Origin of the sequence: Pantoea sp. SORGH_AS_0659, assembly GCF_031453915.1 — a bacterium.
In the GTDB taxonomy this organism is placed as follows: domain Bacteria; phylum Pseudomonadota; class Gammaproteobacteria; order Enterobacterales; family Enterobacteriaceae; genus Pantoea; species Pantoea leporis.
The window spans coordinates 311105-327962 of the sequence record NZ_JAVJAK010000001.1 but is presented as its reverse complement, the minus strand read 5'-3'; the positions used below and the strand labels follow the sequence as shown (position 1 = coordinate 327962).

Genomic DNA, 16858 nt, shown 5'->3' with positions numbered 1-16858 from the left:
GCAGGTGCGGTGAAAAAAATCGGTGCTGATTTTTGTAGCGGCGCGATTTATCGCGCAATAAATTGCGCCGCTACGGCATTAGCAAAGTTCGAGGTGAACTTCGTGCTGTTCAATCACTTTCAGCACGCTGGCCGGCGGGCTTTGATCGGTATACATGTAATCAATCAGGCTCATATTGCCGAGGTTGACCATCGCATTGCGGCCAAACTTCGAGTGATCCACCACCAGCATCACGCAGCGCGAGTTTTCGATGATGGCGCGTTTGGTGCGCACTTCGTGATAATCGAACTCCAGCAGCGAACCATCCATATCAATGCCGCTGATGCCGAGAATGCCGTAATCGAGGCGAAACTGCGAAATGAAGTCCAGCGTCGCTTCGCCCATGATGCCGCCATCGCGCGTGCGCACTTCGCCGCCGGCGATAATTACGCGGAAATCAGGTTTCGCCATCAGCAGAATCGCCACGTTGAGGTTGTTGGTGACAACGCGCAGATTGTTGTGATTGAGCAGCGCATGCGCCACCGCTTCCGGCGTGGTACCGATATCAATAAACAGCGTGGCGCCATCAGGGATCTGGCTCGCCACACGCTCAGCGATGCGCGCTTTCTCCGCCGACCACATCATTTTACGATCCTGCCATGCGGTATTTTCTGAGCTGGACGGCAGCGCCGCCCCGCCGTGATGGCGCATGATTTTGTTCTGATCGGCCAGGTCGTTCAGGTCACGCCGAATGGTTTGCGGGCTGACTTCAAAGTGATCAACAAGCTCTTCGGTACTGACATATCCCTGACGCCGGACCAGATCGATAATGGCGTCATGACGTTGCGTCTGCTTCACATCTCTCTCCTCGGCTCGTGGCCGCTTCTTTTATTGGTGCTGCTAACGACGCGTAATCTTACGCGTATCAACAAATGCCATCGCTAAACCCACCAGCAAGCCGGTGACGTGCGCGGCGTTGGCGATCGACAGACCAAATGCGCCGTACCAGCCAATCACCAACCATACGACCGCAAAGCCAATCAGGCCGCGCTCGAGATAAATACCACTTTCGGGATCGCGCTCGCCGCGCAGCCAGCAGTAACCCATCAACGCGTAAACCACGCCCGACAAGCCACCAAACAGCACGCCGCTGAACTTGGCCTGCATCCAGCCGGTTAGCAGCGCCGAGATCAGCATAATCACAAACAGCTTGCCGCTGCCGAGACGCTTCTCGACCGCACCGCCGAGATACCACCACCACATCAGGTTGAACAGGATATGCAGTAGCGAGAAGTGCAGCAGCGCATGGCTAAACCAGCGCCACACCTGGAAATATTGCGAAGAATCCGCCGGCCACGCCAGCCAATCCAGCGCCACATCATCACCGACGATCTGCATCAGGATAAATACCGCGACGCAGGCGATCATGATGGTCATGGTGAGCGGACCTGCGCGTTCGCGAATGCTCGCCCAGATGTGGGTGCGCTCGTAGCGCAAGCCACTTTCGGTGTTGCCGCTATGCCAGCTGGCCGCCTGATAGCGCGGATGGTTGGGATCGCGCACGAACTGCGCGAGTTCGTTTTCGACCCTCTCCAGCTTGCTTTCGTCATCCAACATAATGACAAAGTGGCTTTCGCGCTCAATGCGTAGCGTCACGCCGCGGGTCGCCATGTAGTCGACAAACGCCTGCGCCATGCGCGGATTATTGAACTGGGTGATGCGCATCATGCGGTGATCTCCTTCCTTATGCGATGGGCTCAGGCGTCGCCGAGGGCAACCTGCGCCGGGAATGCCGCGCGCCAGGCATCAAATCCGCCGTCAATGCTGTACGCCGCGCTGAATCCCTGGCCCAGCAGGAACTGCGCCGCGCCTTTGCTGCTGTTGCCGTGATAGCACATCACCAGCACCGGCAAAGCCTGATTGGCGTTGGCGATGAAATCCGCCAGATTGTCGTTGGTCAGGTGCTGCGCGCCCGCCGCGTGGCCCATCATAAAGCTCTGCGGATCACGGATATCCACCAGCTGCGCACCTTGTGCCAGATGCTCTTGCGCCTGCAGGACGTTAATACACTCGAAGGTTTCCATGGTGTCTCTCATTACTTCATCACAATTAGCGCCTAGTTTAACCTGAGAACGCGCCGCGATAACCTGACAAGTCCTGTGGTTATGTGATTTTTTTCCTGTCGGAATGTTAGCTATATCACGCAAAAATGTTTTTATTCAGTTAACCGCTGGCGTAGATGTTGGTTTCCGATTATTATTACGCTCGAAAACGAACATTTTAGAACTATTCCGAACATCGGAGGAGATGACGTGGAAACCAAAGACCTGATCGTGATCGGCGGCGGCATTAACGGAGCCGGCATTGCAGTGGACGCTGCAGGACGCGGACTGTCGGTGCTGATGCTGGAGGCGCGGGATTTGGCCTGTGCAACCTCCTCCAACAGCTCGAAATTGATTCACGGCGGCCTGCGCTACCTTGAACACTATGAATTCCGCCTGGTGGGCGAAGCGTTAGCAGAACGTGAAGTGCTGCTAAAAATGGCCCCGCACATCGCTTTCCCGATGCGCTTCCGTCTGCCGCACCGTCCGCATCTGCGTCCGGCGTGGATGATCCGCATGGGCCTGTTTATGTACGATCGCCTCGGCAAACGCACCACGCTGCCGGGCAGTAAGAGCCTGCGTTTTGGCGCGGATTCGGCCCTCAAGCCGGAGATCACGCGCGGATTCGAATATTCTGACTGCTGGGTTGATGATGCGCGCATGGTGGTACTCAATGCGCAGGAAGTGGAAAAACAGGGCGGCGAAGTACGCACCCGCACGCGCGTGACCCGCGCCTGGCGTGAAGCCGGTTTGTGGATGGTGGAAGCCGAAGATATCGACAGCGGTAAAACCTACACCTGGCGCGCCAAAGGTCTGGTCAATGCGGCCGGTCCGTGGGTAAAAGAGTTCTTCGACGATGGCCTGAAGCTGAAATCGCCGTACGGCATTCGTCTGATCAAAGGTAGCCACATCGTGGTACCGCGCGTCCATCGCGAAAAGCAGGCGTATATCCTGCAAAACGAAGATAACCGTATCGTGTTTGTGATTCCGTGGATGGATGAGTTCTCCATCATCGGCACCACCGACGTGGAGTACAAAGGCGATCCGAAAGACGTGAAAATCGATGACAACGAAATCAGCTACCTGCTGAACGTGTTTAATGGACACTTCAAACAGCAGCTGAGCAAAGATGACATCGTCTGGACTTACTCGGGCGTACGTCCGCTGTGCGATGACGAATCGGATTCGCCGCAGGCCATCACCCGTGATTACACGCTGGATGTGCATGACGACAATGGCCAGGCTCCGCTGCTGTCCGTGTTCGGCGGCAAGCTGACCACCTATCGTAAGCTGGCGGAACATGCGCTGGAGAAACTGACTAAATACTACCCGAATATCGGCCCGGCGTGGACCAAAAACGCGGTATTGCCGGGCGGGGGATTTCTCCGGTTCACGCGAGGATTACACCGCCAGCCTGCGTCGTCGCTATCCGTTTATTAGCGAAGGTATGGCGCGTCACTTTGCGCGGACTTACGGTAGCCGCACCGAAGAGCTGCTGGCAGGCGCGAAGAGCATCGACGATCTGGGTGAAAACTTCGGTCACGAGTTCTACGAAGCCGAGCTGCGTTACCTGGTGAAAAACGAATGGGTACGCGAGCTGGATGATGCGATTTGGCGTCGTACCAAACAAGGTATGTGGCTGAACGAAGCCGAGCAGGCGCGCATTGCCGAGTGGCTGGCGGTCAACGCACAGAAACCGGCGTTGTCGTTAGCGTCATAATCTCAGCCAATTAAAAGGCCGTTATCCTGAAGGGATAACGGCCTTTTTTTATGGAAAACAGCGCGATAAATCGCGCCGCTACGAATGCGTGTACATCCCGTAGCGGCGCAATGCATTGCGAGCATTTGCCCTTATAACCCCGCATTCTCGCGGATGTACTTACGCGCTTTCACCGCATATTCGAACGGATTGGCCAACGCCGGATCCTGCTCCGCTTCCACCACCATCCAGCCTTTATAGCCGTAATCATCGAGGATTTTGAACACCGGTTTAAAATCGATCACGCCATCGCCCGGCACGGTGAAAGTCCCCTTCTTCACGCCGTCCAGGAACGACAGCGATTTCTCACGCACTTCGGCTACCACGCTGTCGCGCACGTCTTTCAGATGCACGTGGAAAATACGCGGCAGATATTTGGTCAGCACATCCAGCATCGCCTGCTGTGAACCTTCGGAATAGTAGATGTGGCCGGTATCGTACAGCAGGCCAACATTCTCATTGGTCGATTCCATAAAGCGGTCGATCTCGGCTGGCGTCTGAATCCCGGTGCCCATGTGATGGTGCAGCGTGACGCGCATGCCTTTCTTCGCGGCGATCTCCGCCAGCTCGTTGTAGCCTTCCGCGGTTAAGCGCCACTCTTCATCGCTGAAAATCGGCTTCTGCTCCAGCACCGCCAGCGTGGTGCCCTGAATACTTTTGCTCTGCTCGGAGCAACCAATCACGCGCGCGCCCATCGCATGCAGGAAGTTCATGTGATTGGTGAATTCGTCAATGGTTTTCGCTTTGTCGCCGTTGGCGAAGAAGGTGCTGAACCAGGCGTTGCAGATCTGAATGCCACGGATATCTAGCATCGGCTTGAGAATCGCCGGATCGCGCGGGTATTTGCTGCCCACTTCGCTGCCGGTAAAGCCCGCGAGCGCCATTTCACTCACGGTTTGCTGGAAGGTGTTTTCGCTGCCCAGCTCTGGCATGTCGTCGTTAGTCCAGCCGATTGGCGCGATCGCCAGTTTAACGTTGTCTTTGTTCATGGTGTTGTCCCTGATTCACAGAGGCGGCCGCTGAGCCGCCGAGGAGTATTTAGCGCACAGCTCAGTTATTTGGCGTAGAAATCCGGACGCGGCGGCATGGTTACCGGCTCAATCGCACCGCTGTTCTGCGCTTTGTGGCAGGCATCGGCGGCCACGGAAGCAGCAAAACCATCCCAGGCAGAAGGTCCGGTCAGTTGGCCGTCTTTCACGTCATTAATAAACGCTTGCAGCTCAACGTCATAAGCATCAATGAAACGGTCTTTCCAATCGGTTAGCAGCGGCACGCCGAGACGCGCGTTTTTGCGCGTTTGGATCGCCGAAGGCTCCGGTAGCTTAGCGATGCCCTCTTCGCCCACTACTTCACACTGAATGTCGTAGCCGTACGCGCAGTTAACGAAGATCTCCACATCAATGCGGATACCTTTCTGCGTTTCGAACAGCACGATCTGCGGATCTTTTAGATTGGCATGAGACTTCGAGGTGGTGCGTGGGAACACTACCTGCACGGTTTTGTAGTCGTCTTCGGTCAGCCAGCGCAGCACGTCCAGCTCGTGAATCAGGGTGTTAGTGATCGCCATGTCGGTGGTGTAATTCTCGCCGACGCTCTGGTTGCGGTGCGCGCAGTGCAGCATCAGCGGTTCGCCGATTTCACCGTCAGTGATCACTTTTTTTAGCGCGCGATAGCCGGCATCGTAAGGGCGCATAAAGCCCACTTGCACCAGACGTTTACCGTGTTTGATCTCGGCATCCACAATGCGACGGCAACCTTCAGCGCTCAGCGCCAGCGGCTTTTCACAGAACACCGGTTTGCCGGCCGCGATTGCCGCCAGCGTAAACTCTTCGTGGGTCGGATCCCAGGACGTCACCAGAATGGCATCGACTTCCGGCGAGTTGATCACCTGATGACCATCCTGATACACCTCGGCTTCGATATTCAGACGTTGCAGCGCAGCACGCGCGCCTTCTATGTTGATATCAGAAACCGCCACCACTTTGGCACCCTGCAAAACGTTATTGCAGCGACGAATGTGTTCCTGACCAATTGCACCGGTACCAATTACACCGAGTTTGAGCGTCATAATTACACCTGTAGAGTCGGATAAGTTAGGGTAAAACAAGGCCGGAGAGCTCCGGCCTAAAAGAGGTTTTAATACTTACGTGCTTGTTCGATATGCATGTTAAGGTTGTCGGCCACTTCTTGCGTGCGCGTTGACGTAGAGGTTTGCGCCACGCCGACGTGCCACCAGCTGAAGTATTTGTGCACCATGGTTTTTGGCAGCACTTTGATGTCGAACAGCACGGAAACGGTCTGCTTCTGCGCGTCGATCAACGCGGCTTCCAGCTGTTCCAGCGTGGTAATGCGGTAGGTTTTGCAGCCGTAACCGCCGGCGATCGCCGCGAAGTCCACCGGCACAAAGCCGCCATCCAGCTTGCCCCCTTCCGGATTACGGAAGCGGAACTCGGTGGTGAAGCTGTCCATGCCGTGTTCCATCTGCAGGTTGTTGATACAACCGTTGGTCATGTTATCCAGCAGCACCACGTTGATTTTCGCCCCTTCCTGAATCGACGTGACCAGCTCGGAGTGCAGCATCATGAACGAACCGTCGCCAACCATGACGTAGACTTCACGCTGCGGCTGCGCCAGCTTTACGCCCAGCGCGGCATTCACTTCATAACCCATACAGGAGTAGCCGTACTCAACGTGGTACGAGTTGTAATCTTTGGTGCGCCACACGCGCTGCAGGTCGCCCGGCAGACTGCCCGCTGCCGCGACAATCACCGCATCCTTTGGGAGTTGCTCGTTTAAGGCGCCCAGCACGCTGCTCTGCGTCAGCACCGATTTCGTCAGGCGCTCAAACTCGGCAAACAGCGCTTCGCGATCGGCGTGGTCGGCGATTTCCGGAATGAAATCGTCGGTGTTATAGGTGGCGGCATAGACGCGCTGCGTCTCTTTCAACAGCTTGCTTTGCGACAGCTCAATCTGGCCGCCCCAATGGTTTTCGAAACCTTGCAGCCCGCTTTCCAGCGCGGTTAAACCTTCACGCGCATCCGCCAGCAGCTGCACCGCATCCAGCTTGTAGCTGTCGAAGTTGCTGACGTTGAGGTTCAGATAGCTCACGTCCGGATTCTGGAAAATCCATTTCGACGCGGTGGTGAAGTCGGTGTAACGCGTACCGATACCAATCACCAGATCGGCCTCTTTCGCCAGCAGGTTGGCCGCCAGGCAGCCGGTTTCGCCCACGCCGCCGACATTGAGCGGGTGATCGGAAACGATGGTGCCTTTACCGGCCTGAGTTTCGGCAAACGGAATGTTGAAGCGCTCGGCAAATTTCAGCAGCGCATCCCCGGCATCGGAATATTTCAGGCCACCGCCGACAATGATCAGCGGCTTGTGTTTACGCGCAATCAGCGCCAGCGCATCTTCTAATTGCGCGGCAGTTGGCAAGCGGCGATCCAGACGATGCACACGTTTCTGGAAAAAGTATTCCGGGAAGTCCCAGGCTTCGCCCTGCACGTCCTGCGGCAGCGCAATCGTCACCGCGCCGGTTTCTGCCGGATCGGTCAACACGCGCAAGGCGTTGATGCAGGCAGTCATCAGCTGTTCCGGGCGGCTGACGCGATCCCAGTATTTGCTCACGGCGCGGAACGCGTCGTTGGTGCTGATGCTGAGATCGTGGCTCTGTTCGATCTGCTGCAATACCGGATCCGGTTGGCGCGTAGCGAACACATCGCCCGGCAGCAGCAGTAAAGGAATGCGGTTGGCGGTCGCGGTGGCAGCAGCGGTAATCATGTTGGCCGCGCCGGGACCGACCGATGAGGTACAGGCGATAATCTGACGACGCAGCGACTGCTTGGCAAAGCCAATAGCAGCGTGCGCCATGCCCTGCTCGTTACGGCCCTGATGCACCACCAGATCGCCGCTGTCCTGCTCCAGCGCCTGTCCCAATCCCAGCACGTTGCCGTGACCGAAAATGGCAAAAATGCCTTTCACAAATTTGGTTTCAACGCCGTCAACGTTCAGGTATTGGTTATCAAGAAATTTTACCAGCGCCTGTGCCGTGGTGAGTCTGATTGTGCCCATATGCTTCTTCCTTTACATGCTGGTACCTGCGGCGAGGTACATCGCGGTTCGGGTAAAAACTGCCGTTCACGGCGCCCGCGGATTAAGTGAAACGTGAGGCGATTATAAACAAATATTTTTTTCATTAAACACGATTACAGAAGAAACATTTCATTTTGCGATGGAGATCAAATTCAGCAATGAAACGTGGGCTGCGCAAGCCGCGAAAGGGGGAAAAGTGGAACAGTAACAGGTCATTTGCAGGTCATAACGAAATTTCATTTCACTTCAGTAGCTTCCTTGATTCGCCAGCACTTTCCTGAGACCTGGCTCACAAGCCTGACTATCACTGAAACTCCCGACGATTCAAACGCCGCTTTGCGGCCTGGTCAGAGTTTTACCTGGCTCACAAAATCGTGATGGATGTTTCATTTCATATTGAATTTGGAATTTTTATTCCTCATACTGCGACCAAAGCCAATCAGGCACCTTGAGAACCCGGAAGCAAAGCGCTCGACGTTGGGCGGCAGCGCCCGCAGTGTCTGCTTATCACAGAAGGAAACAATAGGTATGAGTACACAACAGAAGCGGCTTGATGTGATTTGTATCGGACGCATCGCCGTCGACCTCTACGGTCAGCAAATTGGATCACGCCTGGAAGATATGACCAGCTTCAACAAATATCTCGGCGGGTCTTCCGGCAACGTGGCCTACGGTACGGCGATTCAGGGCCTGAAATCGGCGATGCTGGCGCGCGTAGGTGACGAGCATAACGGCCGCTTTTTGCGTGAAGAGCTGCAACGTGCGGGCTGCAATACCGATGGCCTGATTACCGATAAGCAGCGCCTGACCGGGCTGGTGATCCTTGGGATCAAAGATGAAGAGAGCTTCCCGCTGATCTTCTACCGCGACAACTGCGCCGATATGGGGCTGGTGCCGGAAGATATTAACGAAGATTTCATCACCTCTTCACGCGCGGTCGCCGTCACCGGCACGCACCTTTCGCATCCGCAAACCCGCGCTGCCGTGCTGAAAGCGCTGGATATCGCCAAACGCAACGGCCTGCGCACCGCGCTGGATATCGATTATCGTCCGGTACTGTGGGGATTGACCTCACTCGGCGACGGCGAAACGCGTTTCATTGAATCGGGCGAAGTGACGCAACAGCTGCAGGAAGTGCTGCACTATTTCGATTTGGTGGTCGGAACGGAAGAAGAGTTCCATATCGCTGGTGGCAGCACCGATACGCTGACCGCGCTGAAAAATGTGCGTCAATCGAGCCAGGCCACATTAGTGTGCAAACGCGGTCCGCTGGGTTGCGTGGTGTTTGAGGGCGAGATCCCGGATAGCTGGGAACAGACCAAACTGCAGAGCGGCGTGCGCGTTGAAGTGCTGAACGTGCTGGGTGCGGGCGATGCCTTTATGTCGGGCCTGCTGCGCGGCTGGCTGAATGATGAAAGCTGGGAGCAAGCGTGCCGTTACGCGAACGCCTGTGGCGCGCTGGTGGTTTCGCGCCACGGCTGTGCACCGGCGATGCCGACCAAAGAAGAGCTGGATGATTTCCTAAGCCGCGATAAAGAGGTGAAACGTCCGGATCTTGATGTACGTCTCAATCACCTGCATCGCGTCACCACGCGTAAACAGCAGTGGCCAGAGCTGAATGTGTTCGCCTTCGACCATCGCAAACAGCTGGCTGATATGGCGCGCGAAGCGGGCGTCAGCGAAGCGCGCATCCCAGAATTGAAACTGCTGCTGCTGCGTGCCGCAGAAGAAGCGGCCAATGAAGCCGGCCTGAATGAAAAGAGCGGCATCCTCGCGGATACCACTTACGGCCAGAAAGCGCTGAACGCGATTACCGGTAAAAACTGGTGGATTGGGCGTCCAATTGAGCTGCCAAGTTCACGTCCGCTGCGTCTTGAGCACGGCAACATCGGCTCACAGCTGGTCGACTGGCCAGCCGAGCACGTGGTGAAATGTCTGGTGTTCTACCATCCGCACGACAGCGCGGAACTGCGTAAAGAGCAGGATGAGCTGGTGCTCGATGTGTGGAATGGCTGTAACAAGAGCGGGCACGAACTGCTGCTGGAGCTGATTCTGCCGGAGAGCAATCCGGACCGTAACGAATCTTACTATTACGACATGCTGAGCCACTTCTACAGCCTTGGCATTCAGCCAGACTGGTGGAAACTGCCGCCGCTGTCTGCCGAAAGCTGGCAGGCGATCAGCGGGTTGATCGAGCAGAACGACCCGCACTGCCGCGGCATTCTGCTGCTGGGCCTCGATGCCCCGGAAGAGACGCTGAAAGCCGGTTTCGCCGCCGCAGCGCAAGCGCCGTGGGTGAAAGGTTTCGCGGTAGGTCGCACCATCTTCGGCCAGCCGTCACGCCAGTGGCTGCAAGGCGAGCTGGATGATACAGCGCTGGTTGAGACCGTGAAAGGGAACTACCTGCGGTTGATCGGCTACTGGCGCGCTGTACGCGGTTAAGTGCGAAGTTAGCTGGGAAAAAGCGGCCAATTGGCCGCTTTTTTGATTGTGCTCGCTGGCCCTCATCCTCGCCTTCTCCCGCCAGCGGGAGAAGGGACCGATTCAACGGCTGTTGAGTAAAGAACTCGATCCGGTGTACCGCACAAGACGGTTCCCTCGCCCGCTTGCGGGAGAGGGTTAGGGTGAGGGGGGAAAACCTGCATATTCTGTGAGGCATTTCATAAACCGATGAAATAAGCGTCACGATGATGTCAAACAAATGAAATTTTCCATCCATCTGGTACTATAGCGCTCATTATCCAGCCATATTTTCTTTTCTAGCGGGCCGAAGTAATGACCAATAATCCAACGCAATTAACCTTGTTACAGGACGAGATCCGTCGTCGCTATGAGACGCTGAGCAAACGCCTGAAGCAGGTGGCTCGTTATATCCTTGATAACAGTAACAGCATCGCTTTCGATACCGTTGCTTCAATCGCACAACATGCCGATGTGCCGCCCTCCACGCTGATCCGCTTTGCCAACGCCTTTGGCTTCAGCGGCTTCAACGAAATGAAACAGGTTTTCCGTCAGCACCTGATGGAAGAGACCGTTAACTATACCGAGCGCGCACGTCTGTTCCGCCAGACCGCCACCGACGACAGCGCCACTTCACCCGAAAGCCCGGCCGAAATCCTCAACGTCTTCACCATGGTCAACAGCCAGGCGCTGCAACAGCTGGCGATGCAGGTCAATCCAGACCAGCTCAACCGCGCGGTGAAAATGCTCGATGAAGCCGAGAACATCTACATCATCGGCCTGCGTCGCTCATTCAGCGTGGCATCGTATCTGGTGTATGCGCTGCGCCATCTGGAGCGTCGTGCGTTCCTGATCGACGGCCTCGGTGGCATGTTCACCGAGCAGCTGAGCATGGTGAACCCGAAAGACGTGGTGATCGCCATCAGCTATTCGCCATACGCGCGTGAAGCGGTGGAGTTGGTTGAGCTGGGTGCCAAACGTGGCGCGCATCTGATCGCCATCACCGACAGTCAGGTCAGCCCGCTGGCCGCCTTCAGCGATGTGTGCTTTGTGGTGCGTGAAGCGCAAGTGGATGGCTTCCGTTCGCAGGTCGCTTCGCTGTGTCTGGCACAGACGCTTGCCGTGTCGCTGGCGCTGAACAACAACGTGCCCAGCGAATAATCTCTTCGCAGAGTCGACCAGCTAACAAAAAGGGCAGCCAGGTGGCTGCCCTTCTTACATTGATGTGCAATCTACGAACGCGGATACTGGTCGCTGTTCACCCAGGCGTGATCTTTCTCCCAGGTAAATTTCCACAGACGTTTTGGACCCGCCATCACGTTGAGATAGTAGTTATCGTACCCGGCAATGGTTGCCACCGGATGATAGCCACGCGGCACCGTCACCACATCGCGGTTATACGGCGCCATGCACTCGTCGAGTGAACGGTCGTCGGTATAAACGCGCTGCATGGCGAAACCTGGCTCAGGATCGAAACGGTGATAGTAGGTCTCTTCCAGATAGGTTTCGTCCGGGCTGTTTTTCTGGTCGTGCTTGTGGCTGGGGTACGAACTGGTCGCGCCTTCATCGGTGTAAACTTCCACCACCAGCAGGCTGTCGGCCTCTTTATTGTCCGGCAGAATGTTGTGCACCAGACGCTGATTACGCCCTTTACCGCGCTGCTCAACACCAACATCTTCCGGCGCAATCAGTCGCGCCGGCAGGTTGCCGCTGCTCGGTGCATTACACACCGCCAGCTCCAGATCGCTATCCGCATACACTTCCACTTCGTCGTTATGCGGTACGTAAACTGAGTAAGGCGGAGTGCGTTCAAACGGCGACAGACGTTTACCCAGATTCGGAAACTCGGCGTGACGGGTTTTCACCGACGCAAAGCCCGCCACCAGCACCAGACACAACTCTTTGTCGCCGCTGCTCAGCTTCAGGCTCTGCCCTTTTTTCAGCAGATAGGCATCAAAGCCGACATATTCCCAGCCCGCGCTTTCCGGCGTGACGTGCTGGATGCGGCCGTTACTGTCGGGTTTTTGCGCTTTCGAAATCAGAGACATCCTGTTCCTCCTTGTTGAGCGAAATTAGCCCAGCGTCGGCATGCTGAACTCAGATACGGTCTGCTGGCCGCTCGGCCAACGCACGGTGGCGGTTTTCATGCGGGTGTAGAAACGCACGCCGTCTGGACCGTGCACGTTCAGCGCACCAAATACCGAACGCTTCCAGCCGCCGAAGCTGTGGAACGCCATCGGAACCGGAACCGGCACGTTAACGCCAACCATGCCAGCTTCGACGTTCTGCACGAACTCACGCGCGGTGTGGCCGTTGCTGGTGAAGATGGCGCTACCGTTACCGAATTCGTGGCTGTTAACCAGCTGCAGTGCGCTGTCGTAATCGCTGGAACGCATGATGCTCAGCACCGGCCCGAAGATCTCTTCGCGCCAGATGGTCATATCCGACGTCACATTGTCGAACAGCGTGCCGCCAACGTAGTAACCTTCTGCATGGCCAGCAACCTGGATGCCGCGGCCATCAACCACCAGCTTCGCGCCTTCCTGCTCACCTTTGTCGATGTAGCCCAGCACTTTCTTCTGGTGCGCAGCAGAAACCACCGGCCCCATTTCATTCTCTTCGGTACCTTTCTGGATGCCAGGACCGACGCGCAGCGCTTTGATCAGCGGCGTCAGACGCGCAATCAGTTTGTCTGCGGTGTCGTCACCCACGGCAACCACAACCGGCAGCGCCATGCAGCGTTCACCCGCTGAACCAAACGCGCCGCCCATAATGGCGTTCACGGTGGCATCGAGATCGGCATCGGGCATCACGATGGCGTGGTTTTTCGCCGCGCCAAACGCCTGCACGCGTTTACCGTGGGCGCTGGCAGTTTTATAGATGTGCTCCGCTACGCCGGAAGAACCCACGAAGCTGACTGCGGCGATGCGCGGATCTTTGTACAGCTGCTCGGCATCTTCGTTAGACGAATGCACCACGTTGAATACGCCATCCGGCAGGCCCGCTTCTTTCAGCAGTTCGGCCATGCGCACAGATGCGGAAGGATCCAGCGCCGGTGGCTTGAGGATAAAGGTGTTGCCGCACGCCAGCGCGATGGGGAACATCCACAGTGGCACCATCGCCGGGAAGTTAAACGGTGTGATACCGGCGACAACGCCGACCGGCTGCATCAGCGAATAGCTGTCAACGCCGGTGCCCACGCTCGGTGAGTTTTCACCTTTAATCAGATGTGGAATACCGCAGGCATACTCGATCACTTCGATACCGCGCGTCAGTTCACCCAGCGCATCGGACCACACTTTACCGTGCTCAGACACGATCAGTGCCGCCAGCTCTTCGCGATGTTTTTCCATCAGCGCTTTAAAGTTGAACATCACACGGGCACGACGCAACGGCGCGGTTTTCGACCATTCCGGGAAGGCGGCATGCGCGACTTCAATCGCCTTTTCCACTTCAGCAGCGGTGCTCTGCGTCAGTTCACGCACGACTTTGCCGGTCGCCGGATCGTACACGGGAATGGTTTCATTGCTGGCGCTGTGGGTAATTTTGCCGCCGATAAAGTTTCCTACGATAGTCATGTCGTTGCCTCTTAGATGTGAAGTTCCCTGCAGATAGCCCGTTCGAACCGCGACGCTGCGTGTGCAGGCAATACTTAAAGCGTGCTATGAAGCTATCGTAATGAAATGAATTTTTCAAATACTTCTTTTTAGAAAATTTCCTTTTAGCGGCATGGATCGCATTTTTTCCGCCTGCGCTGACAGCCGGGTGTAAATCAGCTCGTAGCGCTGCACTGCTGGCGCTAAAGGCTCGCCAAACCGCTCTGCCGCTAAGCCGTTGCCCGCACCGAATTTATGTCTGAAATCCAGCTTACCCATGCAACGCGAAACGAAATATGAAATTTTTGCGAGGCAGATCCAATATCTGATATTTCATAATTCAATAATAATGAAATAAATGTTCTCTTTGCAGCACCTAATCCGTATCCGTTTACAGGAGCCGCACATGGCCATCGATCCGACCCGTTTCTGTATTAACCGTAAAATTGCGCCCAGGCTAACGCTGGAAGCCTTCTTTCAGCTGGTGCAACGCCTGGGATTGAGCAAGGTTGAACTGCGTAACGACATGCAGAGCGGCAAGGTAACCGATGATCTCAGCGCGGCGCAGCTGCGCGCGCTAGCGGATAAGCACCACATTGAAATCGTGACGATTAACGCGCTCTATCCGTTTAACCGTGCCGATGAGTCGCTGCTGGTTAAAGCCGACGCGCTGCTACAGGAAGCACAAGCCATCGGCGCAAAAGCGCTGGTGATGTGCCCGCTAAATGAAGGGATTGAGATTTCGCCCCAGCAGACGCTGGAAGCGCTGCAAGTATTGGCGCCGCGCTTTGAAAAGTATGGCATTCAGGGGCTGGTGGAACCGCTGGGCTTCCCGATCAGTTCGCTGCGCTCAGCGGTGCAGACGCAGCAGCTGATTCAGCAAGCAAAAGTCCCGTTTAAGGTGCTGCTCGATACCTTCCATCATCATCTGTATGAGAACGCCGAAAACGAGTTCCCACAGGAGATTGATATCAACCATATTGGCCTGGTGCATTTGTCGGGCGTGGAAGATACCCGCCCGCCGGCGCAGCTGACCGATGAACAACGCATCATGCTCAGCGACCGCGATGTGCTGAACAGTGTGGCGCAGGTGAAACGTCTGGAGATGTTGGGCTATAAAGGCATTTACGCATTTGAGCCGTTTGCCTCATCGCTGGAGACGTGGAATACCGCTGAGATTGAACGCCAAATTCGCTACAGCATCGAGTTGCTGCAAGCCTGAAAACGAACCCTTATCTGTGTCTAATGACACATTTTGTTAGTGTTGGCCTCGGTCGGAGGCCTTTTTTTCATACCCGTCATATTTTAAGCCATAGCTGCGTTGGCTGCCCGTGCTCACCCCAGTCACTTACGGGCGTAAGCTCCTGGGGATTCTCACGCTTGCCGCCTTGCTCTGACGTAAACTATTTAGGGTATGCCTGAGTTCAATAGCAAAATTATGCGTTCTCTTTAACCTCCCCCATCGGCTCTTCCGGCATCTGCTTAATCATGCGCAGCGTGCAGAACAGCGCTAAACACACCAGCAGTGCGGTGAGGAAATAGACCAGCGAAACCCCGGCATAACTCATAATGAAACCGGCGATCGGGCCGGTGATGCCCAGCGATAAATCCATAAACGCGGTATAGGTGGCGAGCGCGCTGCCCTGATTCTGCTGCGGCACCACTTTCACCGCCACCACGCCAATCGCCGGGAATACCAGCGAGAAACCCGCGCCGGTGAGGAACGCGCCCATCTTCGCCATCCACGGGTCGAATGAACCGGCCACCAGAAACAGGCCCATCGCTTCTACCGCAAAGCAGATACTCGCCACGCGCAAACCACCGAGCTTGTTGATGGCATTCGGAAACAGCAGACGCGTGCCGACGAACGCGGCGCTGAACATGGTCAACGCGAAGGCGGCGCCATCCCAACCTTTATCCTGATAAAACAGCGTGATAAAGGTGGCGATCACGCCAAATCCGGCGGAACCCATCGCCAGAATCAGGCCGAAACCATACACCTTGCTCAGCACGTCACGGAACGGCAGCGGCTTGGCTTTGCTGCCTTTCACCGGTGCACGCGGCAGCGCCAGCGCAATTGCCAGTAAACAAATGGCAATGATGATGCTGGAGAGCAGCAGCAAGCCGCCGCTGCGGAAAATCACCACGCCGAGCGGCGCACCGATCGCCATCGCGCCATAGGTGACAATGCCATTCCACGAAATTACCCGGCCAATATGCAGCGAACCGACGCGCGCCACGCCCCACAGCGACGTGCCGGTGCCGGAAAAACTTTGTCCGATGCCGAGAATCACGCGCCCCAGACACAGCAGCACCAGACTCAGCACGCCCTGCCCATCGCTGAGCGCCGACAGCAAAATACAGATGCCGCTCAGCAAGCATCCCACCAGCCCCAGCACCACCACTTTTTTCGGCCCCCACATATCGGCATAGCGTCCCGCGTGTGGGCGACTGAGCAGCGTGGCGATGTATTGCAGGCTGATCACCAATCCGGCCCAGAAGGCGTTGTAACCCAGTCCGTCATGGACAAAACCGGGCAGCACCGCCAGCGGCAAGCCGATGGTGAGATAGCTGGCAAAGTTGAACTTCACGATGGAAAGGATCAGTAAATTGAGGCGAAAACGGCCGTGTTCAGGTGCGGCGGCAGGCGAGTCAGGCATGAGTGATTGCGCTCGTGGGTGACGGAATTTTTATAACAAGAGGATAACTATACGCCATTTGGTTTTATCCGCATCAGTGAAATGCCCAGTTTTATGGTCATCATTTCGTCATATCGCGCTCGTAGACTCGCCCCCAATCAAATCCCAAAGAGGATAACAATCTGATGACGCCCCTGATTTCTCAGGCGCGCGTGCGTAACGCTCACGCCT

The 16858-nt window shown here is 56.1% G+C and carries 13 protein-coding genes and 1 pseudogene; 4 read left to right on the top strand and 10 right to left on the bottom strand.

Translation table 11 applies throughout. The features are described from left to right. Positions 1–78: 78 nt before the first annotated feature. The 3 genes from Q3H59_RS01600 to glpE are packed head-to-tail and all read right to left on the bottom strand — an operon-like array spanning position 79 to position 2063. On the bottom strand, positions 79–837 hold the full coding sequence (locus Q3H59_RS01600; protein ID WP_008107931.1) for a DeoR/GlpR family transcriptional regulator: 759 nt from the start codon (positions 835–837) through the stop codon (positions 79–81). A gap of 42 nt (positions 838–879) precedes the next feature. Then, positions 880–1704, bottom strand: a complete 825-nt coding sequence (gene glpG, locus Q3H59_RS01595) for a rhomboid family intramembrane serine protease GlpG (RefSeq protein ID WP_110867722.1) — start codon at positions 1702–1704, stop codon at positions 880–882. 32 nt (positions 1705–1736) lie between these two features. Next, positions 1737–2063, bottom strand: coding sequence for a thiosulfate sulfurtransferase GlpE (glpE, locus tag Q3H59_RS01590; RefSeq protein WP_008107933.1), 327 nt, complete (start codon positions 2061–2063; stop codon positions 1737–1739). 228 nt (positions 2064–2291) lie between these two features. On the opposite strand from glpE, the pseudogene glpD reads away from it, so the two are divergent. Beyond that, positions 2292–3801 (top strand): annotated as a pseudogene (glpD, locus tag Q3H59_RS01585) (glycerol-3-phosphate dehydrogenase). 131 nt (positions 3802–3932) lie between these two features. On the opposite strand, the gene iolE reads toward glpD, so the two are convergent. From iolE to iolD, 3 genes are all read right to left on the bottom strand, one after another. Then, complete coding sequence (gene iolE, locus Q3H59_RS01580; protein WP_137386669.1) at positions 3933–4829, bottom strand: myo-inosose-2 dehydratase; 897 nt, start codon at positions 4827–4829, stop codon at positions 3933–3935. Positions 4830–4894: 65 nt separating this feature from the next. Further along, on the bottom strand, positions 4895–5908 hold the full coding sequence (locus Q3H59_RS01575) for a Gfo/Idh/MocA family protein (protein WP_137386670.1): 1014 nt from the start codon (positions 5906–5908) through the stop codon (positions 4895–4897). A 68-nt stretch (positions 5909–5976) separates the two neighbouring features. After that, positions 5977–7911, bottom strand: coding sequence for a 3D-(3,5/4)-trihydroxycyclohexane-1,2-dione acylhydrolase (decyclizing) (iolD, locus tag Q3H59_RS01570; protein WP_309832836.1), 1935 nt, complete (start codon positions 7909–7911; stop codon positions 5977–5979). Between the two features lie 549 nt (positions 7912–8460). Here iolD and iolC point away from each other — a divergent pair. Then, on the top strand, positions 8461–10374 hold the full coding sequence (gene iolC, locus Q3H59_RS01565; RefSeq protein ID WP_101762693.1) for a 5-dehydro-2-deoxygluconokinase: 1914 nt from the start codon (positions 8461–8463) through the stop codon (positions 10372–10374). 333 nt (positions 10375–10707) lie between these two features. Beyond that, complete coding sequence (locus Q3H59_RS01560) at positions 10708–11553, top strand: MurR/RpiR family transcriptional regulator (protein WP_101762694.1); 846 nt, start codon at positions 10708–10710, stop codon at positions 11551–11553. A 71-nt stretch (positions 11554–11624) separates the two neighbouring features. Here Q3H59_RS01560 and iolB read toward each other — a convergent pair whose 3' ends face one another. The 3 genes from iolB to Q3H59_RS01545 form a co-directional block, all read right to left on the bottom strand. Continuing rightward, entirely contained in the window at positions 11625–12440 is an 816-nt protein-coding gene (gene iolB / locus Q3H59_RS01555) for a 5-deoxy-glucuronate isomerase (RefSeq protein ID WP_271461189.1), read from the bottom strand. Positions 12441–12464: 24 nt separating this feature from the next. Then, a complete protein-coding gene (locus Q3H59_RS01550; protein WP_192236963.1) occupies positions 12465–13970 on the bottom strand; it encodes a CoA-acylating methylmalonate-semialdehyde dehydrogenase in 1506 nt (501 codons plus the stop codon). Between the two features lie 114 nt (positions 13971–14084). Continuing rightward, positions 14085–14267, bottom strand: a complete 183-nt coding sequence (locus Q3H59_RS01545; protein ID WP_277974186.1) for a hypothetical protein — start codon at positions 14265–14267, stop codon at positions 14085–14087. A 127-nt stretch (positions 14268–14394) separates the two neighbouring features. On the opposite strand from Q3H59_RS01545, the gene Q3H59_RS01540 reads away from it, so the two are divergent. After that, a complete protein-coding gene (locus Q3H59_RS01540) occupies positions 14395–15210 on the top strand; it encodes a TIM barrel protein (RefSeq protein ID WP_309832828.1) in 816 nt (271 codons plus the stop codon). A gap of 214 nt (positions 15211–15424) precedes the next feature. Here the strand turns inward: Q3H59_RS01540 and Q3H59_RS01535 are convergent, their stop codons facing one another. After that, complete coding sequence (locus Q3H59_RS01535) at positions 15425–16648, bottom strand: MFS transporter (RefSeq protein ID WP_309832827.1); 1224 nt, start codon at positions 16646–16648, stop codon at positions 15425–15427. Positions 16649–16858: the final 210 nt, after the last annotated feature.